Below are 21,848 nucleotides of genomic sequence, written 5' to 3' on the forward strand. Positions count from 1 at the left end.
CCTATGAAAGCCGTTCGTCTATACTTAATTGTGTTTGACCGATAGTAAAATGCGCGTCACGGGCATTCTTCGGAAGGTTAATACCCTTCACAATAATTTCACAGCCATAAATGAGTTAAAATAAAAAACACTGACATGAAGAAAGCCATCATATTAATTGGATTTCAAAACGACTATTTTTCTGAAAATGGAATCCTGCGCGGGGTAGTAGAGGAATCTTCCAAAGTGACTAATATCATTGAAAACACAGTCAATATGATTCGAAAGACTGAGGATACTCTGATTATTTCCACACCGATTATTTTTTCTGAGGATTATTCAGAGCTGACCGACCCTGTAGGAATCCTCAAAACCATAAAAGAAGTAGGAGCTTTTGGAAAAGGGACTAGCGGGTCTAAGACAATTGACCAAATCAGTCAGTTTGGTAATAGAATCATGGAGATTCCTGGTAAGCAAGGGCTTAATGCTTTTGTCAATACCACTTTAGAGCAGACGCTGAGAGATCACGGAGTGGAGCAGGTGATCCTTGCTGGTACTGTGGCCTCTATCTGTATTGATTCTACTGGGAGATCGGCTTTTGAACGAGGTTTTAAGGTTACTATGCTGTCCGATTGTATTTCTGGTAGAACAGTCTTTGAAAAGGATTTCTACTTTGAGCAAGTATTTCCTTTGTACGCTGAGGTTTCATCATCTGAGGAAGTTGTAGGCTCGGTATTGATATGAAAATCACAGAGACCGTTCAGAACGGAGAAAGTCTTAATATTCAGATTCAGCACAGGTTGATCGAGAAATTAACAGCAACTAATAAAGAACTCCTTACCATCAATTCCTTTGCAGAAGCGATCCAGGGAGGGAAGGGTACCCATGAAGTGGTGGACTCTATGGTGAAGAAGCTAAATAGCCTCCTTGGCTTTACGGATTGCGAGATATTTTTGATGAATGACTCTGAGGAGTATCTGATACAGTCGGTAAAGTTTATGGATGGATATTGTCAGACCGATATTGAGTACCCAGTGATTTTCAAAATAGGAGAAGGTTTGATAGGGGAAGTATGTGTCACAGGTCAGGCGAAGATTATCGCAGACGCATTTCAGGATAAGCAAACCGAATCAGGCTGTTCCCTTTCCGAGATAGCTATTCCGATGACTCATGATGATAGAAAAGTGATGGGGGTAATACATTCCAGACATCCAAAGAAGGACTTCTTTCAAGAGAGCCATCTCAAAACTTTGACAACCATCGCATCAATGGCGGCTACCAAGTTAATCCAGACGAAGAATCACGAACGGATAGCACAATACCAGACTCAGCTGGAAGAATATGTGCACATAGTGTCTCATGACTTGAAATCTCCCCTCAGGTCTATCAATGCGCTGTTAGCTTGGATCAAAGAGGATAACAAAGGAAAACTAGATGATGAAACCCTCGGGAATATCAAGTTGATTGACAACACCCTTTTACAAATGGACAATTTGATCACGGGCACTCTGAACTATTCAAGAATTGCCTATAGTGAAGCCAGAGAAGAAGTAGTGGACCTTAACCACATCATTCACGAAATTAAAGGGCTTCTTCATTTTCCGGAGCACATATCCGTGAAGTTGGATTCTGACTTGCCCAGTGTGATCGGAGATAGTACAAAGTTTCTCCAGATCTTTCAAAACCTGATCGGCAATGCCCTGAAGTTCATAGATAAGCCAGAAGGATTGATTACCGTTGGTCATGTGGATAGAGGAGAGTACTATGAATTTTCTATCAGTGACAATGGGATAGGAATTGAACGGAGATACTTTCACAAAATTTTTGAAGTCTTTCAGTCGCTGAGTGTGTCTAAGGATTCCTCAGGAGTGGGACTTTCCATTGTAAAAAAGCTAGTCAACTACTATGATGGAGATATTTGGCTGGAGAGTACCGTGGGTGTGGGTACTACATTCCATTTTACCATTAAAAAGAATTGATTTGCTCAAACAGGACGCCGGAAGGCGCCCTGTTTGAGAGAGTTGCTATTTAGATTTTTTTGAAGATCACAATGGCATTGTGTCCCCCAAACCCGAAGGTATTACTCATGGTCAAATCCACTTTTTGCTGGATGGCCTCCTTGGTCACAATTTGAATACTCTCCGGAATCTGCTTGTCTATCTTGCTGGTGTTGATAGTAGGAGGGATCACACTCTCCTGAATTGCTTTTATACAAAGAATCCCTTCAATCGCTCCGGCGGCTCCCAGTAGGTGGCCGGTCATGGATTTGGTGGCACTGATCTTCAATTTTTCCGGTGCATCACCAAATATTTTCCTAACCGCATTGATTTCGCTGATGTCTCCCACTGGGGTGGAAGTGGCGTGGGTATTCAGATAGTCAACATCATCCGGGTGGTGACCTGCTTCTTCCAGCGCCAGTTCCATGGCTTTAGCTGCCCCCAACCCATCGGGGTGGGTGGCTGATATGTGGTAAGCGTCGGCAGTCATAGCAGCTCCTACCATTTCGGCATAGATTTTCGCGCCTCTGGCTTTGGCATGTTCATACTCTTCCAGTACCAATGCACCGGCGCCTTCTCCCATGACAAAACCTTCACGATCCTCATCAAAGGGTCGGGACGCTTCTTTAGGATGATCGTTGTTGGTGGACATGGCGCGCATGGCGTTGAACCCACCAATGGATGACTGAGTCACAGGTGATTCAGATCCGCCCGAAATGATGGCTTTCGCCTTACCAAGGCGGATATAATTGTAGGCATCCATGATGGCGGTGTTGGAGGTAGCACAGGCAGACACCGTGGTATAATTGATACCCATCAGCCCAAACTTCAGAGAGATCATACCTGAGGCCATGTTGGAGATGAGTTTCGGTACAAAGAAGGGGCTAAAATGTGGTTTTCTTCCATTGGAAATATAGCCCCCCACTTCCTCTTCAAAGGTGAGCATACCACCCTGTCCGGTTCCCCAGATCACGCCAATGTCAAAGGGCGACATAGTCGCTATTTCTAATCCACTGTCCTGCAGTGCTTCAGTGGCTGCGTAAATGGCATATTGTGTAAAGAGATCACTGCGCTTGATTTCGTTTTTTTCAAGGTAAGTTTCAGGAGCGAAGTTTTTCACTTCACAGGCAAACTTGGTTTTGAAATGGGTGGTGTCAAATTTCGTGATCGGACCCGCTCCACTTTGTCCACTAATGGCATTTTCCCAAAATTCTTTAACTGAATTGCCGATGGGAGTGAGTGCGCCCATTCCGGTTATAACTACTCTTTTCATATCAAGTGATTTTGCACTTACCTGGTTGGGTAAGTAGGTGATTAAATGATTTTAGATGGTTTTGTGGATCAGGCTTACGACATTTTCCAGTACCCGATCCCCGGTGACTCTGTTGAGAATAAGAGAGGCCAATAGCGATGTGATAATGACGTCAGCTTTTTCTTCGATGGTTTCATTAAAATGAAATGCATTTTCCTCTATTCCCTTGTTTAAAATCCATTTTAGCCAGTTCCGAATCTCCAGGCCCGCCTCGGTCAGAGGAGCCCGCATTTCCTCGGGCAAACTCTGATATGCGGGGCCCAGTGCCCCCATAAAACAGATGAGGTTGGACTGATTATTCAGCGAATATATTTCAATAAAATTAAACAACTGCTCTCTGGCCGGAAGTCCCGCCCAGCTGGCAAAGCAATTCTCAAGAGCCTCAATGTTCTTGCGGATCACTGCCACACCCAGATCTTTTTTGGATGGGAAATAGTAATGAATAGCGGCATTTTTCACCTGTAGCGGTGTTGATAGGTCTTTATAACTAAAGGCATGGTAGCCTCGTGATCTAATGAGGTGCTCCGCCAGGTTGAGGATATCTTGTTTGGTATCAGACATATTACAAATATACTTACTAGTTAGTAAGTATTGCAAACCAGCTGAAAATCCAGGTGACTCAACGGGATGATTCTAAGAATGGGTTTTGAGTTATCCGGGAATAAATCCCTCAATCCACGCCCTTGCTTCCGATGCGTCGGTGAAGAAATGCTCCGCCTCCCGGCTAAATTCTGCTTCGTATCGTTCTATTTTCGATGCATCCTGATGCGCATGCGCTGCAGCTACACACCGGATGCCCCTGGTATGGGTGTAGGGGATATGACGGGCTTCTTCTTCAAATAGGTCCACATACCCAACCTTCCAACCGTATTGTGCGAGGGTCAGCGGAATAATGGCTCTGAAACGTTTATGAGCCTCCAGATTGATGGCCTTGAACCCATAAATATTGATGAAAATTTTGAAAAAGGAGTTGTCATCGATTTGGCCTAGTGCGTCATGCAGGGACTGCTCCCAGTAGGCTATGTCTGCTTGATCTACCTCGCCGCTGAGTTGGGTGGTGAGTAGGTGTTTGTTGGGATCCCAACTTGATGCGATGGTTTTGGTACTTTTCATGAAAGTAATTTTTAACTATGGAAAGCTGGGCTTTCAGATTGCCCTGCAAGATGATAAGCACGTAAAAGCCAAAATGCTGGTTTCATAAAGGCCGTGTTGTGGATGTATTCATCGCGACATTTATAGAAGGAAGAGGGGTGGCTCTTGATAGGGATTCTGGTGAGAGCTGATAAAAAAGAAGGGCCACAAGTGCGGGGTGTAAACTCCGCACTTGTGGCCCTTGTCATTGGATAGAGCCTTTGTCAGGCTTTTTTGTCCATCATCAGGAGTTCATTCAAGCTGATTTCGGTGATGTATTTCTTTTCACCATTGCTTTCATAGCTCCGGTTGATCAGTTTGCCTTGCACGGCAACTTCGCTGCCTTTTTTGAGGTATTTTTCGGCTATGTCGGCTTTCTTTCCCCAGATCACAATGTTATGCCATTGGGTGTCTTCTACTTTTTCCCCTTTGGCATTGAGGTACGTTTCATTGGTGGCCAGAGAGAAGGTGGCCATTTTCTTGCCACTATCAAAAGTTCTCACTTGTGGGTCGTTACCTAATCTGCCGATTAATTGTACGCTGTTTTTTAAAGTTGTCATGATGTTAAAAATTTGTGTTAAACATGAAAGTCTCTGATTGGCAGATGACTTGTGTCGATTGACGATGACAAAGTTGAAGTGAGGTGGAAACGTTATTCGTGTGGTAACCGAATACAGCCGATTATAAACGGTTACAATCGGGTATATTGCTGTTTATCAGGGATATAATGTTTTTATCAGGGAGTGTAAAAATTGTTTAATTATTGGAAAAACAATTTTTGGGAGGAATTAAAAGTAGACAGTGAATACTGAAAAAGAAGACTGAAGCGATCCGAGCTGGAATGACCGAGAAGGAGCGGCAAAAATGATAGAAGACGAACTGACGAGACCTCCAGGACAACTACTGGCACTCCGTCAGAGAACTCACTTCTTGAGCGTGAGCTAAATGGGGAATTTGCTTGAGGAAGACGCTTACAAAAAAGCCGTCATGTGACGGCTTTTAAACGCTATTAATGCTCGAATAATCGGAACCTATTTTGTCGTCTAACGATAAACTTCCAGAGGCTCTGGATAAGGTCATCGAAGGCATAATGCAATATATTTTTCAGATTATTGAGATGATTGGGCTTTCTCATGATGCTGGATTTATCTTATAACTGGTTCTTAATTATACAATGAATTTAGTCTAAAAACGACCGTAAAATCAAAATAGTTTCGGTGAATGGGTATATTTCATAGATGAACAGGGGCGGTTGCGTATAATGCCCGGAATAATTAATTTAGAATGGAAAGAAGCCCGTATGAGTACTGAAACCAAAGTTTGTACAGAATGCGGACGGGAATTGTTCGGCAGATCGGATAAAAAGTTCTGTTCGGATGCCTGCCGCAGTGCCTTTAACAATAAGGCCCTTGCCGGGGGTGACAAGTACATGCGCACGGTCAACAGGCGCCTCAAAAAGAACCATAGCATCCTTGTACAGCTCAACCCCGACGGCAAGACTACTACCCACAGGGAGAAGCTCTTGAAGGCGGGTTTTGACTTTGACTACTGCACCAATACCTACACAACCAAAGATCAGAAGGAATACCGGTTTTGCTATGATCAGGGTTACCTTCACCTGGGTAATGATTTTATTTTATTGGTGAAAAGGGAGCCCTCTCCCGCGGGCTAAGGCTCCCATATTTACTCCTCTTTTACTCATACCTGAGCGACTGGATAGGGTTGGCAGTAGCGGCCCGGAAGGATCTGTAGCCGACTGTACCCAGTGCAATGGCAAAGGATATCCCAAATGCAATGACGAAATAGCCGTAAGTAATGTCAATGCGGTATGCAAACTCCTCCATCCACAGGCTCATGAGCCAGTAAGCCAAAGGTGCGGCCACCACAAAAGCGATGAGCATCAGTTTGGTGTATTCTCTCCCAAAGATGCCCAGAATACTTGCCACAGATGCGCCAAACACCTTTCTTACACCTATGTCTTTGGCATTTTTATTGGTCATGAAGGAAACCAGCCCATAGAGCCCCATGGTACCCAGCAGGATGGACAATACGGATACAAATTTAATGATCTGGTGGAGCATGTTCTCCAAAACGTAATGGTCCTGAATCTCATCTTTGAGCACTTCAAATTCGAAAAGATCATTCGGGTAAAACTGTCTGAAAGTGGCTTCAATATCGGCTACTACATCTGGTGAAGGTTCAGACTTCAGTCGGATGGCCAGCTGATTGAATTCATCTGACTTGTACATGAATATGGCAGGCTTCAGCCCATACTGGAGTGAACGTACATTGTAGTTTTCCATCACCCCGATGACCTTTCCCTCTATATAACCCATGTCGATCCATTGCCCTATTGCTTCCTCATGTGTTTTCCAACCCAGAGTGGTCAATAGCTTCTCATTGACGATGATGTCATAGGTGGAATCATTGATGTGCTGCTCTGCAATATTTCTACCAGATAGGAGCTCTATGTCATAAAAGTCAAGGTAATTTTTGTCTCCGTGTTTGATGTTGGCATTGTTCCCATCTATGTACTCTTCGCCCTTGATAAAGTAGGAATTGTTCCAATTACTGTTGGAAAGGGGTGTAGTTCTGCTTTTGCTAACATCCTCCACGTAACTTTTGGATCGATATTCTCCGGCAATGGCATCCATTTTAAGATAGGCTCCATCCGGAAAATCAATGGTGACTACCCGATCAAAGTTGAAACCCAGGTCTTTGGACTTCATAAAATCCATCTGCGCGGCTATGATCACCGTGCAAATGAGCATTAGGTTGGTGAAGGCAAATTGTGTAATCACCAGGATCCTCCGTAGGTTGATGTTGCCACTACCTTTTCTGATATTGATCTTATGGTTGAGGGCATCCACTGGCTTGTATCCGGAGAGGATCAGCGCTGGGTATAGTCCTGCGAAAAACGCCACGACAACAGCCAGAAGTATGGCAAACCAAATGACATCACTGCCATAGGAGAGGTCGTACTCAATTTCCGTCAGGAAGGTGTTGAATTTTGAAATAAGGATCTGCCCAAGCGTGAGTGCGATCACCATGCCCACGAGTACGATCACCAGTATTTCAATCATGAATTGCCAAAAGAGCTGAGATTTGAGACTACCGAGAACTTTGCGTACTCCCACTTCTTTGGCCCTGCGTATGGCCTGAGCAGTGGAAAGGTTAATAAAGTTGAGACAGGCAGTACCCAGGATGAGCGCTCCAAGCAGCACAAATGCCCAAATCATCAGCGATGGGGTGACATAGTTTTGACCATCGCCATAGCGTTCGTCATTGTGTATTTCAGAAAGTGGTTGTAGTTTAATGGTTGACTTTTCACGATCTTCCAGGTCCCTGTCGTAGGCATCCATAGCGGCATCCAGTTTCCTTTCCAGTTCAGGAATGTCGGCATCTTCAGGCGCCAGTGCATAGCAGGAGTAAGCCCAGGTCATACCCCAGTTGTCCCTGAAGACATCTGGCATTCTCAGACGCATGGTAGGAAGCGATACGATCATTTTGAAGGGCAGGTTGGTGTTTTTGGGTGGGGTTTGCACAATGCCTACCACCTCCAGGTCTTTGTCATTGTTGAGCTTCACCATCTTACCTATGGGGTTTTCATCGCCGTAGTATTTGGTGGCCATTTCCTGGGTGAGGTATACCTTGTAGGGATCTTTGAGCGCATCTCCGGGTGCCCCTTTCAGAATTTCAAAATCCATGACTTCAAAAAAGTGCTCATCGGTATAGAGGATGCCTGATTGTCTGAAAACCTGAAAGTTGCCAGAGGCGTCAATCAGGGAGATCTTTTCATCCTCAGGCCCGTGAAACTGTACGACTTTTTCGAAATCCGGCAAATCCCGTAAAATCGCATCTCCAGTTGGATAAGGGAGAATTCCTGAATAATAAATTCTGTTGTCGCCGTGATAGTGGGAGACCACCCGATATATCCGGTCTTTCTTGGTGTGCCAATTGTCAAAGGAGTTTTCGTATCGGATGATGGTAAATACAAACAGGCAGCAGGCCAGGCCTATAGCCAATCCCAGAACATTCAGAAGAGAGTAGGCTTTGTTTTTTCTGAAGCTTCGCAGCGCGATGACAAAATAGTTTTTTAGCATAGGATTATTTTTTCAGTCTGTCCTCCCGGTTCCAAGAGGTATGCCATTAATTCAAGTGATTGATAATCAGTATTTTGAGTGTTTTTTGATTCTCATGACTTGTTTCATACTGAAACATTTCATTGATTTACAATGAAACACTTTTGTACCAGAGGGTCATGACCATTGACCTTACCCGAGCCCTGTATGAAGCAAAAAGGACACATATTGATTGTAGATGATGATGCTGATGTGCTGCATACGGCCAGATTGGTACTGAAAGGGCACTACGAACAGGTATCTACGGAAAGTTCTCCGCTTCGGCTGGAATCTTTGCTCAGAAGGGAGTCGGTAGACATTATCCTGCTGGATATGAATTTTAAAACAGGGGCTACTACTGGCAACGAGGGCCTATTCTGGCTAAAGAAAATCAAAGCGATCAATCCACATGTATATGTCATCATGAATACAGCCTATGGTGATATACAGCTGGCAGTGGAGTCCATGAAATTAGGTGCAGTGGACTTTTTAGTGAAGCCCTGGGAAAAGGAAAAGTTGCTTTCTACGGTCAATACGGTCTATCAGCTTGCACTTTCTAATAGGAATGTCGAAAAGCTCAAGGGACGTGAGTCAGCCCTCACACAGGATATCGACGCAGGCTATGGTCAGCTGGTTTCAGAAAGTGAACCCATGCAAACTGTGCTTGCTCAGATTGATAAAGTTGCCGCAACCGATGCTTCCATCCTTATTCTGGGTGAAAATGGAACCGGTAAGGAGCTAATTGCCCGTGAGATTCATCGGCGGTCACAGCGTCGCGATGAGGGACTGATTAAGGTGGATTTGGGGGCATTACCGGAAAGCCTGTTTGAAGCGGAAATGTTTGGTCATGTGAAAGGGGCCTATACCGATGCAAAGGAAGACCGGCCGGGCAGGTTTGAAATCGCAGATGGGGGCTCACTTTTTTTGGATGAAATTGGAAACCTGAGCATCACCATGCAGTCTAAGATGCTTTCGGTATTACAAAATCGATCAGTTACACGGGTAGGTTCGAGTAAGGCAGTTGCTTTTGACGTACGGGTGATCAGTGCCACCAATCAGCCACTTTATCCCATGGTGGAAGCGGGGCTGTTTCGTCAGGACTTGCTATACAGGATCAATACCGTGGAAATAGAACTGCCTCCTTTGCGGCAGCGAAAACAGGATATACGCCTTCTTTCCCTCTATTTTTTGAAGGAATACGGGGAGAAGTATCAGAAATCAGGCCTTAAGATAGAGGAACGAACACACCGACAGCTGGCTAACTATACATGGCCGGGGAATATCCGTGAATTGCAACACGCGATAGAGCGCGCCGTAATCATGTGTGATGAATCTGTGATTGCGGCTGAAGATATCCTCCCTCAGCGGAAAGCTCAACAGAATGAGACACGGTCTCTAAGGGTAGAAGATGTGGAGAAAAGTACGGTAATCAGGGCCATCGAAAAGCATGGTGGTAATCTGAGCAAAGCAGCAGATGAGCTGGGAATGGGCCGGACCACCCTCTATAGGAAAATGAAGAAATACGGCATATGAATTGGCAATTGTAACCTGTGCGAGCCTTGAAGTCGTTTCGCCTCCATGTAGTTATCAGAGTAGTTTTGGCCGTGAGTTTCGGGCTGGCGGCTTACTATTTTGGGATGTTGACGCCCTTTTGGTTGATGAGTGCCTGGATGGTTCTGTTTTTTGTGGTGACCATTGTTTCACTGATTCGCTATGTAGAAAAGTCCGATAGGGAGCTGTCGGGTTTCCTGATGGCCATTCGGCAAAATGATTTTACCAATACCTATCCAGCTGCACGGAGCCGTTCTAATCAACTGCACAGGGCCTTCAATGTGATCACTGCGGAGTTTATCAAATTGCGCAGTGAAAAGGAGTCCAATTTTCACTTTCTCAAAACTGTGGTGGAGCACAGTGGAGTGCCGCTGATGGCCTATACCGTAGATGACGAAGAGGTGACCCTGGTCAATCAATCGGTTAAAACACTTTTTGGAATTCCATACTTCACGAAGCTTGGTTCTCTGCAGCGGGCCGACCCAACTCTGGTGGAGACCATCCGGTCACTGAGGACCGGAGACAAGGTCTTGGTCAAAGTGAAGATCAATGGTGAAATGATGTACCTGTCCATTGTGACCAGGGAGCTCATTTTGCAGGGTCGACGCAATAAGGTCATTGCCTTCCATAATATCAATACCGAACTGGATCAGAAGGAAGTGGAGTCCTGGCAGAAGCTCATACGGGTGATGACCCACGAGATCAAAAATTCAGTGATTCCAATCTCTACCCTGGCTGAAGTGATCAATGACATGCTCAAAGGAAGTGGTGAAGGGTCATTTGCCCTGGGTGATCTTTCACCGGAAGATCAAGATGATCTCATTGTGAGCATACGAACCATCGAGAAACGGAGCAAGGGGTTGGTAAAGTTCGTCGCCAGCTATGGAGACCTGGCCAGGGTCCCCAGACCAGAGCTACAGCGGGTAGATCTGTGTGAGGTGGTACGTGAGGTGGTGAGGTTACAAGAGAAGCCCCTGCGCAAGGCGGGGATTACGTTGAAAACCAATTTTCCGAAAGGTGCCCTTACACTTTCATTGGATGGTGAGATGATTCAGCAGGTAGTGATCAATCTGGTGAAAAATGCCGCTGAGGCACTCAAGGATGCCAATACTCCAAACGGTCAGATCCAACTGGTCATTGCCAAATATGCCTCTGAGGTAGTGGTGCAGGTGGCTGATAATGGCCCCGGAATAGAGGAGGAAATATTGGATCAGATATTCATTCCATTTTTTACCACCAAGAAGGAGGGATCAGGCATAGGGTTGAGTTACAGCAAGCAGATCATGCGTGCACACAATGGGAATCTGCGTGTAAAATCCACAGGAGCTGGAGCCGTATTTGAATTGAGTTTTTGGGTGATTTGACCAGTACCTAGTATCTTTCACGAGATTCTTTTTATTCAATCAGGTTAAATTCTCTCATGATCCCTATACAGTACATTGAAGAAATAAAGGTAAGTGCCGGGGATCTGGATGAGCTCCATCATGTCAACAATGTGGTTTATCTGAAATGGGTGCAGCTGGTAGCTGAAAATCACTGGAGATCAGCAGTTTGTCAGACCATTCAGGATCAATACATTTGGGTGGTTTTGAGTCATTTCATTCAATATCACAAGCCGGCGGTGCTCGATGACCACCTCACACTGCTCACTTATGTGGGGGAGTTTGAAGGCGTGAGAAGTATTCGCTATGTCAAGATCAAGAGAGGGATGGAGCTGATCGCAGAGGCCAAAACAGAATGGTGCATGCTGGATGCCGTGACCAAACGCCCCAGGCGGGTGACCGATGAGGTTTCTAAGTGGTTTTTCAAAAATTAATCTACCGATGAAAAAAGCAATTAAAATCATCCTGATTGTTATTCTGAGCTTGTTTATCGTGCTCATCATTGCATGGCTGACGGCAAATGAGCCGCTACCTGAAGGGGAGCCGGGTCCACGTGCTGAGGCCCTTGCCGACCGAATGCTTCTCGCTCTCAATGATAGTGCTTACCAGAATCTCGAGCTGATTAGCTGGAAATACCCCAGGGGGCCGCATAAGTATGACTGGTACAAACAGAAGGACACCGTGGAGGTGCGCTGGGACAATATGCGGGTTTTGCTTTGTACCACCACACTAGATGGAAGTGCTTTTTTGGACAATGAGGCTTTATCCGGTAGTGAAAAGGAAAAGGCGTTGTATACCGCATGGGACTTCTTTGCCAATGATTCCTTTTGGCTGATAGCCCCATTCAAGGTGAGGGACCCGGGTACGGAACGCAAAGTCGTAGAGACCGACCGGGGGCTGGCTTTGCTGGTGACCTATACCAGTGGAGGAGTGACTCCCGGCGATTCATACCTCTGGATATTAGACGAAAATGACCGACCCATCGCCTGGAAATTTTGGGTGCAGAAAATCCCGATAGGAGGATTGGAGACCAGCTGGGGTGACTGGCAGCAGTATAAAGGTGTATGGCTTGGGACGAGTCACGAGGTAGGGCCTGTGGAGATTAAGTTGGAAATTCAAAACATCAACTAATGAGTGAATCAGGAAATGTACTCATCACAGGAGTGTCTACCGGGATTGGGTATGCATGCTGCAAGGTATTTATCGCCTCAGGGTACAGGGTGTTTGGTAGTGTGAGGACCCAAAAAGATGCTGACCGATTGAGCGAGACATTCGGTGAAAAGTTCACACCTCTCATTTTTGATGTCACGGATCATGAGGCCATTGACCTTGCCGCGATAGTGGTATCCAAAGCGCTAAGCGATCAGGGATTAGACTGTCTCATTAACAATGCGGGAGTTGCTTTGGGTGGGCCAATGATGCACGTGCCCATTGAGCGCTTGCGAGAACAATTTGAGGTCAATGTCATCGGTTTGGTAAAGGTAACTCAGGCCTTTCTGCCTCTCCTGGGAGCGAGAGCGGGTCACATTGGAAAACCAGGCAGGATTATCAATATTAGCTCGGTAGTGGGCCAGATTGCCATGCCTTTTCTAGGGCCATATGTGGGTTCCAAACATGCACTGGAGGGTATTTCGCAGGTAATGCGGCGTGAATTGATGCACTATGGCATTGATGTAGTGGTGGTGGGTCCTGGAGCCATCAAAACGCCCATTTGGAACAAGGGGATGGATAGCCTTTACGAGGATACGGCCTTCGCTCGTTCACTGCAGATTTTTGCCAAGGGATTTATCAGGGGCAGTATTAAACATGGGTTTGAGCCCGGGAAATTGGCCCTGGATATCTTCAGGATTTTCAAAAAAGACCGCCCGAAACCGAGGTACGCTATTGTGGCCAAGCCCTTCTTGAATTGGTGGCTTCCAAAGATTTTGCCTACCAGAATGATGGACAGGTATTTGGCAAAGAAACTTGAGATAACCCGGTAGGACTATCTGAAAGTATACTTGAGGGAAACCCCGCCGAAGTAGTTTCTGGGATTGCCTGGATAATAATACCGAGGCTGACTACCTCCAAAACCAGTTGCGTTGATCAAGAGCATTGCAGCATATTTGGAGTCAGTGAGGTTGTTGGTACCCAGATTCAAGTCTAGTTCCCAGGGCCCAATGACGTGCCTGAACCCGGCTTTGGCTCTGAGGATGAAATACCGTTCGGCATAAAGAGAATTTTCGTCATTTACAGGAATCTCCCCAACCAATTGTCCGCTGATATTTCCATAGAAACCCAGGTCGCTGAGTAACTCTACTCCCGGGTTGAAAATCCACTGGGGTACTCCGGTTAACTCATTTCCGCTGTAGTCATTTCCGTCGTTCACAAATTCATCAAAATGATAATTCATATAAGCCACGCTGGCAAAAGTATTGAGGGTATACCGGTCTGAAAGCACGAAGTAATAATTGCCCAAAAGATCCACCCCAAGGTGGTTATTCAATCCGGCATTGACACCTACATAGGCATCATCACTTATACGTTGAGCTACTAACAGATTTTTGATCTGCATGTAGTAGGTGGTGAGGTCGTAGGTAAACCTGCGCTGCGTACCCCGAACACCCAATTCATAATTCCAACCAGATTCTGGCAGGATGTCCGGGTTAATTTGGCCATCGGGGTACAGGGTCTCTTCCAGACTAGGAGGAGAGAAGCCGTGACTTACATTCATGAAAAGCGTATTGTGAGCACCTGCCACATAGGTCAGCCCCAGCTTGGGAGAAACCACTGGATCAAATGCATAATCTCCACTAATGTTGTTGCCTGGCTCATTGAACTGATCATCCAGGGTATAATGGGTGAAATTTAAGTTGATTCCGGCTGTGGCATTGAGATTTGGAGCCAATGTGGCGGCTGCTTCGATAAAAGCATTGAAATAGCTTCGGTTTTCCAGGTTGTTTGAAAGAGGATCTCCCTTTACGCTGCCATTGCTATTTTCGTCATAGTTGTTCTCAAAGGTTTTCCATCGGTATTCATCAAAAAATAGCTCCATACCAGTGAAGAACCTAAAGTTTTCCCATCGCTTGGCCAGTGTGTTTCTGGTACCTACGGTAAAGGTCTCTTCGTCCAAAATATTAAAAGGTCTGGGCTCATAGGCATCACGGTTTTTTAGAAAAAGAGTTGATTTCAAACTCCAATCCTGCCCGAAAGCTTGATGGTAGCTCAGACCGAGCAGTGTTTTGTCGTAGGCTTCATACCCCTTGGCTTGTTTCCAGGTGAATGCTGCTTTTTCAGGACTGTTTTTAAAATCATCTTCACTGATAGAGCTCGGGATGAAGGCTTTTAAGTGAGTGAATATACCCAGTACAGAAAAGTAGATTTGTGGGGTCAGCTGGTACTTGAGGGTCACACCGGCTTGCTGCCTGCTATAGGCACTGTTCTCTCTAAATCCCTGACGCTGTAAGTCAGAGTAGACTGCCGATACGGTTGTTTTGTTGTCATGATGAGCACCTTGCAGCATCCACCTATAGGTGTCGAATGAGCCCATTGTCAGACTGGTTTTGGCACTGGTTTGCTGTGCTGAAGGTACAGGGGCCAGTAGTCTGATGGCTCCCCCCAGTCCGGCTCCATAGGCACTTGAGTTAGGGCCTTTGGTGATTTCTATCCGGCTGATCATCTCCTGATCAATGTCCTCAATGGAAGAGTTTCCCGAGCCGTCAGTGAGGGGTATATCCTCATAATAGGCCTTGATCTTATTAGTGCCATAGAGGCTTCTGGAGCCAATACCCCGGATAGTGATTCGGTTGGTGGTGAGTGTACCTGCATGCATGTACACCCCGGGAGTTCGATTGAGGGCACTGGTGACTGAGAAGGGGTCGTCTCGTCTGAGCATTTCCTGATTGATGGATTGAATACTCGTGGGCGTGTTGAGTGTTTTTCTGGAAAAACTTCCACTGGTCACGATCACGTCATTGAGCGTGAGGCTGGAGGGTTCCAGAGCCAGTGTGATTTCCTTGGGCGCTCTCACCTGGATAGTGAGGGTTTGGTACCCCAGGTAATTTACCCGAAGGGTTATAGGAAAGGCCCTCACGGACAAATGAAAATTTCCCTTTGTGTCTGTGACTGTTGTATCGACACCCGTACTTACTATGGCTCCTATGAGTGCTTCTTCGTTCGCACCATCTTTCACATGACCGGAAATAGTTGTTTGTGCATGGCTTTGATGCCAAAGTATAAGGAGCAAAACGAGGATCGAGGGTAATTTCATGGGGTTGATTATGAAGCTGGCAAGCAGGCGCAAAGCACTGTTTATTTTGGCTCTCAAAGGTAAAGCGGTAAGTCATAAATGAACTCATTCACTATATAAAATGTGTGCAGAGGCCTGAATATGAGATTGAAATTTGGGTGGTCTGAGCTAAATGCTGTTATTTTATTCCCGCTTAGACAATCAAACTTACATTCATGAAAAAATCTAGATTATACGTATGCCTTTTGGCTGGTTCGGCGCTGATTTATGCCTGTGGAGGTGGCTCTCAAAAACAGTCTGCTGAGAGTACCGATACTGCGGTGGCGGAGGTGCCCGCAGAGGTGGTGGCGGATTCTGTGACGTTGGAAATTTCCGCCAACGACAACATGCAATTCAGTACAGACCAACTCAAAGTAACTGAAGGGCAGGTGGTGACACTGAATTTTAAACACACAGGTAAAATGCCCAAGGAGTCTATGGGACATAATTGGGTGCTTCTGGCAGCTGGTTCGGATCCGGCAGTGTTTGGTGCGGCTGCTACCACGGCTCCCAAGACAGGTTATATTCCACAGGATAAACTTGAGTGGGTGATTGCCAACACACCCATCATAGGAGGTGGCGAGGAGGTGAGTATCAGCTTTCAGGCACCAAAGGCCGGTTATTACAAATTCATCTGTAGTTTCCCCGGACACTGGGGCGTGATGCAAGGTGACTTTGTGGTATCACCGAGGTAATCATTGATAAAGTTCCAAACCAAAAGGCCGTTTTGAAAGAAGGGAGATTTTCCTTTTTTTGAAGACGGTCTTTTTATGTCGACTCCTGAGCCCTCAACCCTATGCTATCCATCTGATTTCATTCAGATTCTGATGTTAGGCATCGTACTTATTTTCTAATTTGTTGGTCTTTATTAAAGGCTTTTCCCAATTCTATTCCTTAGTTTTGCCACCCTATTTTGAAAGAGTTAAATCACTTTTTTAGAATATTTGAGTATTGAAATTGTATAAACGCAAAATAAAAAATGGGTAAGACGCTGTTTGATAAAGTATGGGATTCACACGTGGTGCGAAAGATAGAGGGCGGACCAGACGTATTTTTCATCGATAGACATATGGTTCATGAAGTGACCAGTCCGGTTGCTTTTCTGGGATTGAAAAACCGGGGATCCGGTGTACTCTATCCCAATCGTACATTTGCCACTGCAGATCATAATACACCTACCATTAATCAACATTTACCAGTACAAGATCCCCTTTCTGCCAACCAACTTAAAGCCCTGGAAGAAAATGCAAAAGAGCATGGTATCTCTCACTGGGGACTGGGTCATGAGAAAAATGGGATCGTACATGTGGTAGGTCCCGAGTACGGCATCACACAACCTGGAGCAACCATTGTTTGTGGAGACTCTCATACCTCTACACACGGAGCTTTTGGGGCCATTGCTTTTGGAATCGGCACCTCAGAAGTAGAGATGGTATTGGCTACACAGTGTATCATGCAGCCCAAGCCAAAGAAAATGCGGATCAACATCACCGGTAAGCTTCAGCACGGAGTGACTCCAAAGGATGTGGCGCTGTTCATTATCTCTCAGCTCACCACTTCAGGTGCTACTGGCTATTTTGTTGAGTATGCCGGAGAAGTGTTTGAAAATATGACGATGGAAGGTCGCATGACGGTATGCAACCTGAGCATCGAGATGGGCGCTCGTGGAGGTATGATTGCTCCGGACGAAAAGACATTTGAGTACATTAAAGGCCGTGAATTTACGCCTCAGGGCGCCGACTGGGATCGTGCCATGGAGTATTGGAAAACATTGAAAACTGATGCGGATGCGGAGTTTGATAAAGAGTTGACCTTTGATGGATCCAAAATAGAGCCTATGATCACCTATGGTACCAACCCGGGTATGGGCATGGGTATCAGCAATCACATTCCTGTGGCTGAGTCGTTGGAAGGCGGAGTATCCACCTACAAGAAATCATTAACCTACATGGGCTTCAACGAAGGTGAGTCTATGATGGGTAAAAAGATTGACTATGTCTTTGTGGGTAGCTGCACCAATGGACGCATAGAAGATTTCAGGGCATTTGCCTCTTTGGTGAAAGGCAGAAAGAAGGCAGATCACGTGACGGCCTGGTTGGTTCCTGGTTCGCACAAAGTAGAGGCTGCCATCAGAGAAGAGGGATTATTGGCCATAATAGAGGAAGCCGGATTTTCATTGAGAGAACCGGGGTGTTCAGCATGTCTGGCTATGAACGATGATAAAGTGCCTGCCGGAAAGTTGGCTGTAAGTACTTCCAATCGAAATTTTGAAGGAAGACAGGGCCCGGGATCAAGGACGCTTTTGGCCAGCCCATTGGTGGCTGCTGCCAGTGCCGTTACCGGCGTGGTGACTGACCCAAGGGAGTTGATGCAGGAGGAGTACGCTTAATTCGCGGTTAGCCTTAAGCTATTGGCCTCTAGGGTATGAGAGATTTTCGGAAATACAAAGTGTGGGAGTTGGGCCATGAAGTCACTTTGGTCATTTACGAACTAACTGCCAGTTTTCCCGATTCTGAACGATTTGGGTTAACGAATCAACTAAGAAGAGCCTCTTCATCGATTCCAGCCAATATTGCTGAGGGATGCGGCCGAGAGAGCGATAAGGATTTTAAGAGATTCCTTTATATCGCAAACGGGTCGGCAAGCGAGGTTGAGTATTTTCTCATTTTGAGCACCGGGTTAGGTTACATCAACAAAAACGATTCAGAAACGATCACCGAAAAAGTGAGTGTTCTGAGAAGAAGTTTAAACAAATTAATAAGCTCAATAAGCACATAGTTTTTTTGAGTAAAAAGTTAAAAAGGAGTACCATGAGCTAAAGGCCGGGAGCCAATAGCCAAAAGCAAATAAAGATGGCATACGACAAATTTGAAATATTAAAAACTACGGCGGTTCCATTGCCGATTGAAAATGTGGATACGGATCAGATCATTCCAGCGAGGTTTTTGAAAGCCACCACCCGCAACGGATTTGGTGATAACCTGTTTCGTGACTGGAGATACAACTCAGATAACACGCCTAAGCAGGATTTTATCCTCAACAATCCCCTCTACAGAGGCAAGATATTGGTAGGAGGGAAAAACTTCGGGTCAGGTTCTTCACGAGAGCACGCCGCCTGGGCTGTTTACGATTATGGATTCAGATGTGTGATTTCCAGTTTTTTCGCGGACATTTTCAAGAACAATTGCCTCAACATTGGTGTGCTTCCCGCACAGGTGAGCGCAGAGTTTCTGGATAAAATATTCAAGGCCATAGAAGCAGATCCCAAAGCAGAGTTTGAAGTGAGTCTTCCTGAGCAGACCGTGACCATTGTGGCCACTGGTGAGCAGGAGAGCTTCGATATCAATAGCTACAAAAAGGGCAACATGCTCAATGGATTTGACGATATTGATTACTTGCAGAGCATGAAGGATGAGATCAAATCCTTTGCAGAGAAGCTTCCCCTTTAAATTTCGTACAGGTGAGGGTACTCTGAAGTACCTTCGCCTCAAATCATTACATTTTGAAAGTAGAAATTCTCGATACAACATTAAGGGATGGAGAGCAGACCTCTGGTGTGTCCTTTACCGACAGTGAGAAGCTGACCATTGCGCAGCTTCTGTTGGAAGAGCTACGCGTAGACCGTTTGGAGGTGGCCTCTGCGAGGGTTTCAGAAGGAGAATTCAAGGGCGCAAAGAAGATACTGGACTGGGCGGCTCAAAACGGCTACCTCGATCGCATCGAGATTTTGGGCTTTGTGGATCATACCATCTCCGTAGACTGGATCAAAGAGTCAGGCGGACGGGTGATCAATTTACTTTGCAAAGGCTCACGCAAACACTGCGAAAGTCAGCTTAGAAAAACTGTGGAGGAACACCTCGCGGACATTGCCCAGACGATAGGTTATGCCCACGAGCAAGGCCTGATAGTGAATGTATACCTGGAGGACTGGTCTAACGGAATGCGGACTTCTCCGGATTATGTAGATCAGATGGTGGAGGGGCTGCTGAAGCTACCTGTAAGCCACATTATGTTGCCAGATACGCTGGGGATCCTCAATCACAAGGAATCAGCCACGTTTTGTGGCCAGATGACTACCAAATTTCCCCAGGCTCGCTTCGATTTTCATGCTCATAACGACTATGATCTTTCCACTGCCAATGTGTATTCGGCTCTGGAGGCGGGGATCACAGGTATTCATACCACCCTCAACGGCCTTGGTGAAAGAGCAGGCAATGTGCCTCTGTCCAGTGTGATTGGTATAGTGAAGGATCATCTCCATGGGGAGATGAACATCGACGAAACAAAACTCTATAAGGTATCGAAGATTGTAGAGTCATTTTCAGGTATCCGCATTCCGGCGAATAAGCCTTTGGTAGGGGAGTTTGTATTTACACAGACCAGTGGCATACATGCCGATGGAGATAGCAAGGATAACCTGTATCACAACAGTCTGAATCCTGAACGCTTTGGTCGCCATTACTCTTATGCGCTGGGTAAAATGTCGGGCAAGTCCAATATCAAAAAGAATCTTGAAGAACTGGGCATAGAGCTGAGCAAGGAAGAAACTAAAAAGATCACTGAAAAGATCATTGAGCTGGGAGACAAGAAGGAGGCGATCACCAAAGAAGACCTTCCCTTCATCATCAATGATGTACTGCGTAGCGAGAAGATCGAGCAGCATGTACAGATCAAAAATTACTCGCTCTCGGTGGCTCAGGGCCTGAGGTCAGTAGCGACCTTGTGCATTGAAATAGGAGGAAAAACCTTCGAAAAGACTGCTTCAGGAGATGGACAGTATGATGCATTCATGAATTCGCTTAAACGAATTTATAAGGACTTAGGGGAGTCCCTTCCCCGATTGGTGGACTATGAAGTGCAGATACCGCCTGGAGGGGAGACCGACGCACTTGTGATTACTACTATCACCTGGGCTAACGGCAAGACTTTTAAAACCAGGGGCTTGGACCCCGACCAGACAGTTGCCGCTATCAAGGCGACCGTGAAAATGCTAAACATTATTAAAAATCATAATTGAGGATCAATGAACTTTAAAATTGCAACCCTTCCGGGAGACGGCATAGGGCCGGAAATTGTAGATCAGGCTATCAAAGTAATGAAAGCAGTGGGCGAAAAGTATGGCCATTCTTTCGATTTTGAATTTGCACCCACAGGGGCTTCAGCCATTGACCTGGTTGGTGAACCCTATCCTGACTCTACCCATGAGATCTGTATGAATGCAGATGCAGTGCTTTTTGGAGCCATAGGTGATCCGAAGTACGATAATGACCCTAAAGCAAAAGTGCGTCCGGAGCAAGGATTGCTCAAAATGAGGAAGAAGCTAGGCTTATATGCCAATATTCGTCCTGTGGCTACTTTTCCTTCTTTGATTGACAAGAGCCCTCTTAAGAATGATCGGGTGGAAGGTGCCGATTTTGTGGTGGTAAGAGAGTTGACCGGAGGTATTTACTTTGGTGACAAAGGGAGGTCTGAAGACCTTACTTCTGCATTCGACAATTGTGTGTATACCACAGAAGAGATCGAGCGAATCCTAAAGCTGGCTTATGAGTATGCTGGCAAAAGAAATAAGCGTCTGACCGTAGTGGATAAGGCTAATGTGCTTTGTACTTCACGTTTGTGGAGGGAAATAGCGCAGAAAATGGAGAAGGACTATCCGGACATAGAGACCGACTACATGTTTGTGGACAATGCGGCTATGCAGCTGATCCAGTGGCCAAAGAAATTTGATGTGATGGTGACTGAAAACATGTTTGGTGATATCCTTTCCGATGAGGCCAGCGTGATCACCGGATCGCTCGGGCTACTGCCTTCAGCTTCTGTAGGGTTGCATACGTCTGTATTCGAACCTATCCATGGCTCATATCCACAGGCTGCAGGTAAGAACATTGCCAATCCTGTCGCCACCATTTTGTCTGCAGCTATGCTACTGGATGCTCTGAATCTGCTGGAGGAAGGGCAGGCGGTGAGAGATGCTGTTAATGCATCTTTGGAGGCCAATTTTGTAACTGAGGACATTTCTAAGGAAGCTGCAAAGTCTACCTCGGAAGTGGGAGACTGGATAGCGGCTCAGGTGAAGAAATAACGTTGAAGTAAGAAATAATAAGCAAA

Annotated in this window: 20 protein-coding genes; 14 read left to right on the forward strand and 6 right to left on the reverse strand. The window is 45.9% G+C overall.

Annotated features, from left to right (window positions below; translation table 11 throughout):
• The first annotated feature begins 135 nt into the window (after positions 1–135).
• Positions 136–723 carry a cysteine hydrolase gene (locus ACHKAR_RS04010; RefSeq protein ID WP_395416273.1) on the forward strand — a complete coding sequence of 196 codons (588 nt, stop codon included), beginning with the start codon at positions 136–138 and terminating at the stop codon, positions 721–723.
• The gene (locus tag ACHKAR_RS04015) at positions 720–1,958 is read left to right on the forward strand and encodes a GAF domain-containing sensor histidine kinase (protein WP_395416274.1); all 1,239 of its coding nucleotides are present in this window, start codon (positions 720–722) and stop codon (positions 1,956–1,958) included. The genes ACHKAR_RS04010 and ACHKAR_RS04015 overlap by 4 nt, the downstream gene beginning before the upstream one ends.
• A gap of 49 nt (positions 1,959–2,007) precedes the next feature.
• Here the strand turns inward: ACHKAR_RS04015 and fabF are convergent, their stop codons facing one another.
• The 4 genes from fabF to ACHKAR_RS04035 all read right to left on the reverse strand — a co-directional run bounded on the left by fabF (position 2,008) and on the right by ACHKAR_RS04035 (position 4,979).
• Positions 2,008–3,249: a beta-ketoacyl-ACP synthase II gene (gene fabF / locus ACHKAR_RS04020; RefSeq protein ID WP_395416275.1), complete on the reverse strand. Its 1,242-nt coding sequence runs from the start codon at positions 3,247–3,249 to the stop codon at positions 2,008–2,010.
• A 51-nt stretch (positions 3,250–3,300) separates the two neighbouring features.
• Positions 3,301–3,849 (reverse strand): TetR/AcrR family transcriptional regulator, encoded by a 549-nt coding sequence (locus ACHKAR_RS04025; RefSeq protein ID WP_395416276.1) that lies wholly within the window; start codon positions 3,847–3,849, stop codon positions 3,301–3,303.
• Positions 3,850–3,939: 90 nt separating this feature from the next.
• Complete coding sequence (locus tag ACHKAR_RS04030) at positions 3,940–4,401, reverse strand: hypothetical protein (protein WP_395416277.1); 462 nt, start codon at positions 4,399–4,401, stop codon at positions 3,940–3,942.
• A gap of 242 nt (positions 4,402–4,643) precedes the next feature.
• Positions 4,644–4,979 carry a single-stranded DNA-binding protein gene (locus ACHKAR_RS04035; RefSeq protein ID WP_159578744.1) on the reverse strand — a complete coding sequence of 112 codons (336 nt, stop codon included), beginning with the start codon at positions 4,977–4,979 and terminating at the stop codon, positions 4,644–4,646.
• A gap of 740 nt (positions 4,980–5,719) precedes the next feature.
• Between ACHKAR_RS04035 and ACHKAR_RS04040 the strand changes: the two genes are divergently transcribed.
• Positions 5,720–6,091, forward strand: a complete 372-nt coding sequence (locus ACHKAR_RS04040; RefSeq protein ID WP_395416278.1) for a hypothetical protein — start codon at positions 5,720–5,722, stop codon at positions 6,089–6,091.
• Positions 6,092–6,113: 22 nt separating this feature from the next.
• Here the strand turns inward: ACHKAR_RS04040 and ACHKAR_RS04045 are convergent, their stop codons facing one another.
• Positions 6,114–8,522, reverse strand: a complete 2,409-nt coding sequence (locus ACHKAR_RS04045) for an ABC transporter permease (RefSeq protein WP_395416279.1) — start codon at positions 8,520–8,522, stop codon at positions 6,114–6,116.
• 186 nt (positions 8,523–8,708) lie between these two features.
• Here ACHKAR_RS04045 and ACHKAR_RS04050 point away from each other — a divergent pair, with 186 nt between their 5' ends.
• From ACHKAR_RS04050 to ACHKAR_RS04070, 5 genes are read left to right on the forward strand one after another with little or no spacing between them, the layout of a single operon-like run.
• The gene (locus tag ACHKAR_RS04050) at positions 8,709–10,073 is read left to right on the forward strand and encodes a sigma-54-dependent transcriptional regulator (protein ID WP_395416280.1); all 1,365 of its coding nucleotides are present in this window, start codon (positions 8,709–8,711) and stop codon (positions 10,071–10,073) included.
• 26 nt (positions 10,074–10,099) lie between these two features.
• Positions 10,100–11,455: a sensor histidine kinase gene (locus tag ACHKAR_RS04055; protein WP_395416281.1), complete on the forward strand. Its 1,356-nt coding sequence runs from the start codon at positions 10,100–10,102 to the stop codon at positions 11,453–11,455.
• A gap of 56 nt (positions 11,456–11,511) precedes the next feature.
• The gene (locus tag ACHKAR_RS04060; protein WP_395416282.1) at positions 11,512–11,907 is read left to right on the forward strand and encodes an acyl-CoA thioesterase; all 396 of its coding nucleotides are present in this window, start codon (positions 11,512–11,514) and stop codon (positions 11,905–11,907) included.
• Between the two features lie 7 nt (positions 11,908–11,914).
• Complete coding sequence (locus ACHKAR_RS04065) at positions 11,915–12,604, forward strand: hypothetical protein (protein ID WP_395416283.1); 690 nt, start codon at positions 11,915–11,917, stop codon at positions 12,602–12,604.
• Positions 12,604–13,455 (forward strand): SDR family NAD(P)-dependent oxidoreductase, encoded by an 852-nt coding sequence (locus ACHKAR_RS04070; RefSeq protein ID WP_395416284.1) that lies wholly within the window; start codon positions 12,604–12,606, stop codon positions 13,453–13,455. The genes ACHKAR_RS04065 and ACHKAR_RS04070 overlap by 1 nt, the downstream gene beginning before the upstream one ends.
• A gap of 2 nt (positions 13,456–13,457) precedes the next feature.
• On the opposite strand, the gene ACHKAR_RS04075 is transcribed toward ACHKAR_RS04070, so the two are convergent.
• Complete coding sequence (locus ACHKAR_RS04075) at positions 13,458–15,722, reverse strand: TonB-dependent receptor domain-containing protein (protein WP_395416285.1); 2,265 nt, start codon at positions 15,720–15,722, stop codon at positions 13,458–13,460.
• 194 nt (positions 15,723–15,916) lie between these two features.
• Here ACHKAR_RS04075 and azu point away from each other — a divergent pair, with 194 nt between their 5' ends.
• The 6 genes from azu to leuB all read left to right on the forward strand — a co-directional run bounded on the left by azu (position 15,917) and on the right by leuB (position 21,822).
• Positions 15,917–16,435 (forward strand): azurin, encoded by a 519-nt coding sequence (gene azu / locus ACHKAR_RS04080; RefSeq protein WP_395416286.1) that lies wholly within the window; start codon positions 15,917–15,919, stop codon positions 16,433–16,435.
• A gap of 284 nt (positions 16,436–16,719) precedes the next feature.
• Positions 16,720–18,129 carry a 3-isopropylmalate dehydratase large subunit gene (gene leuC, locus ACHKAR_RS04085; RefSeq protein WP_395416287.1) on the forward strand — a complete coding sequence of 470 codons (1,410 nt, stop codon included), beginning with the start codon at positions 16,720–16,722 and terminating at the stop codon, positions 18,127–18,129.
• A 35-nt stretch (positions 18,130–18,164) separates the two neighbouring features.
• Complete coding sequence (locus ACHKAR_RS04090; protein WP_395416288.1) at positions 18,165–18,518, forward strand: four helix bundle protein; 354 nt, start codon at positions 18,165–18,167, stop codon at positions 18,516–18,518.
• A 74-nt stretch (positions 18,519–18,592) separates the two neighbouring features.
• Positions 18,593–19,189, forward strand: a complete 597-nt coding sequence (leuD, locus tag ACHKAR_RS04095) for a 3-isopropylmalate dehydratase small subunit (protein ID WP_395416289.1) — start codon at positions 18,593–18,595, stop codon at positions 19,187–19,189.
• Positions 19,190–19,242: 53 nt separating this feature from the next.
• A complete protein-coding gene (locus tag ACHKAR_RS04100; RefSeq protein ID WP_395416290.1) occupies positions 19,243–20,757 on the forward strand; it encodes an alpha-isopropylmalate synthase regulatory domain-containing protein in 1,515 nt (504 codons plus the stop codon).
• Positions 20,758–20,763: 6 nt separating this feature from the next.
• A complete protein-coding gene (leuB, locus tag ACHKAR_RS04105; protein WP_395416291.1) occupies positions 20,764–21,822 on the forward strand; it encodes a 3-isopropylmalate dehydrogenase in 1,059 nt (352 codons plus the stop codon).
• Positions 21,823–21,848 lie beyond the last annotated feature (26 nt).

The sequence above is a fragment of the Marinoscillum luteum genome (assembly GCF_044005705.1).
GTDB classification, from domain to species: domain Bacteria; phylum Bacteroidota; class Bacteroidia; order Cytophagales; family Cyclobacteriaceae; genus Marinoscillum; species Marinoscillum luteum.

Excerpts from the sequence above, each read along its gene's own strand:
- ACHKAR_RS04035 (WP_159578744.1), bottom strand. The coding sequence starts at position 4,979 with ATGACAACTTTAAAAAACAGCGTACAATTAATCGGCAGATTAGGTAAC.
- ACHKAR_RS04045 (WP_395416279.1), bottom strand. The coding sequence starts at position 8,522 with ATGCTAAAAAACTATTTTGTCATCGCGCTGCGAAGCTTCAGAAAAAAC.
- ACHKAR_RS04030 (WP_395416277.1), bottom strand. The coding sequence starts at position 4,401 with ATGAAAAGTACCAAAACCATCGCATCAAGTTGGGATCCCAACAAACAC.
- ACHKAR_RS04050 (WP_395416280.1), top strand. The coding sequence starts at position 8,709 with ATGAAGCAAAAAGGACACATATTGATTGTAGATGATGATGCTGATGTG.
- ACHKAR_RS04075 (WP_395416285.1), bottom strand. The coding sequence starts at position 15,722 with ATGAAATTACCCTCGATCCTCGTTTTGCTCCTTATACTTTGGCATCAA.
- leuC (WP_395416287.1), top strand. The coding sequence starts at position 16,720 with ATGGGTAAGACGCTGTTTGATAAAGTATGGGATTCACACGTGGTGCGA.
- leuD (WP_395416289.1), top strand. The coding sequence starts at position 18,593 with ATGGCATACGACAAATTTGAAATATTAAAAACTACGGCGGTTCCATTG.
- ACHKAR_RS04025 (WP_395416276.1), bottom strand. The coding sequence starts at position 3,849 with ATGTCTGATACCAAACAAGATATCCTCAACCTGGCGGAGCACCTCATT.
- ACHKAR_RS04015 (WP_395416274.1), top strand. The coding sequence starts at position 720 with ATGAAAATCACAGAGACCGTTCAGAACGGAGAAAGTCTTAATATTCAG.
- ACHKAR_RS04065 (WP_395416283.1), top strand. The coding sequence starts at position 11,915 with ATGAAAAAAGCAATTAAAATCATCCTGATTGTTATTCTGAGCTTGTTT.
- azu (WP_395416286.1), top strand. The coding sequence starts at position 15,917 with ATGAAAAAATCTAGATTATACGTATGCCTTTTGGCTGGTTCGGCGCTG.
- fabF (WP_395416275.1), bottom strand. The coding sequence starts at position 3,249 with ATGAAAAGAGTAGTTATAACCGGAATGGGCGCACTCACTCCCATCGGC.
- ACHKAR_RS04010 (WP_395416273.1), top strand. The coding sequence starts at position 136 with ATGAAGAAAGCCATCATATTAATTGGATTTCAAAACGACTATTTTTCT.
- leuB (WP_395416291.1), top strand. The coding sequence starts at position 20,764 with ATGAACTTTAAAATTGCAACCCTTCCGGGAGACGGCATAGGGCCGGAA.
- ACHKAR_RS04040 (WP_395416278.1), top strand. The coding sequence starts at position 5,720 with ATGAGTACTGAAACCAAAGTTTGTACAGAATGCGGACGGGAATTGTTC.
- ACHKAR_RS04070 (WP_395416284.1), top strand. The coding sequence starts at position 12,604 with ATGAGTGAATCAGGAAATGTACTCATCACAGGAGTGTCTACCGGGATT.
- ACHKAR_RS04060 (WP_395416282.1), top strand. The coding sequence starts at position 11,512 with ATGATCCCTATACAGTACATTGAAGAAATAAAGGTAAGTGCCGGGGAT.
- ACHKAR_RS04090 (WP_395416288.1), top strand. The coding sequence starts at position 18,165 with ATGAGAGATTTTCGGAAATACAAAGTGTGGGAGTTGGGCCATGAAGTC.